Source organism: Vibrio sp. Vb1755, from assembly GCF_033338635.1.
GTDB classification, from domain to species: Bacteria; Pseudomonadota; Gammaproteobacteria; order Enterobacterales; family Vibrionaceae; genus Vibrio; species Vibrio alginolyticus.
Genome location: NZ_JAWOTA010000322.1, coordinates 1 through 1,079 on the forward strand (window position 1 = coordinate 1; position 1,079 = coordinate 1,079).

The window sequence follows — 1,079 nt, forward strand, 5'->3', positions numbered from 1 at the left end:
ACTCAGAAGTGAAACGAAATAGCGTCGATGGTAGTGTGGGGCTTCCCCATGTGAGAGTAGAACATCGCCAGGCTTTAAATTTAAGAAGCCCGCTCTTTCGAGCGGGCTTTTTTGCATCTATAGCGTTTTAAAATTAGCCCACTTTATACCTAAAAAGTGTTCATCTAAGGTGCGATATACTTGCTCTCTGCAACCTTCCAAAAGGCTTTAACAAGCGGATTCTCCAGCTGAGTTTTGTTGCAGCAAACACCAAGTTTAAAAGGTTTAATTGGTAAGACTTTTAAACGATTTATCTTTTCTCTTACCGGACTATTGTTGATTACAACATCAGGTGCGATACCTACTCCACACCCCAATGCAACCATACTTACGATGGCTTCATGTCCGGAGGTTTGTGCGTAGATCTTTGGCTTTATTTTCATTTGTTTGAGCCAAGTATTGGCCCTGTCCCTTGCCGTTCCTGCTTCTGGGAGTATGAATGGAATGACCGACCAGTCTGGTTTTTCTTTTTGTAGCTCTTCAGCAAACGCACTAACCCCAACAGGTACGATGACAGAAAGTGGGATTTCACTGATCGTTTCAAATGCGATTTTATTTGGCATCTGTTCTGACTTGGCTGATATGGCAATATCGGCTTCATCTGCTAGTATTTTGTCGATCGCTTGAGCTGGATCGCCGGTTGATAGTTTGAACTCAATGAAAGGGTTCTGAATACGAAAGTCAGAGATTAGCTCCGGAAGATGGCTGTAGCTTGCAGTAACAGAACAAAAGAGACGGATTTCTCCTTTCAATTCATCCTCGGTTCCCTTCAGGTGACTCTGATACTGCTGCCATTCGCCAAGAATCTTTAAGGCAACTGGGACTAGCTTTTTACCTTGGATAGTTAAATCAACGCTACGGTTGTCGCGTAAAAACAATTGTTGGCTGGTTTCCTCCTCTAATTTTTGTATCTGTCGGCTTAAGGCTGAAGGGCTAATATGCATTGCCGCTGCGGTCTTGGCGAAACTTTTACTCTCACAGAGATGAATGAAAAGTTGCAGGCTTTTGATATTCATTAAATTTTCATTTCCATGTTGCAT

Annotated in this window: 1 protein-coding gene; it reads right to left on the reverse strand. The window is 42.6% G+C overall.

Features of this window, described 5'->3' with window-relative positions; all coding sequences use genetic code 11:
* Positions 1–164: 164 nt before the first annotated feature.
* Positions 165–1,055, reverse strand: coding sequence for an HTH-type transcriptional activator IlvY (gene ilvY / locus R7E00_RS24865; protein WP_005379097.1), 891 nt, complete (start codon positions 1,053–1,055; stop codon positions 165–167).
* Between the last annotated feature and the right edge of the window lie 24 nt (positions 1,056–1,079).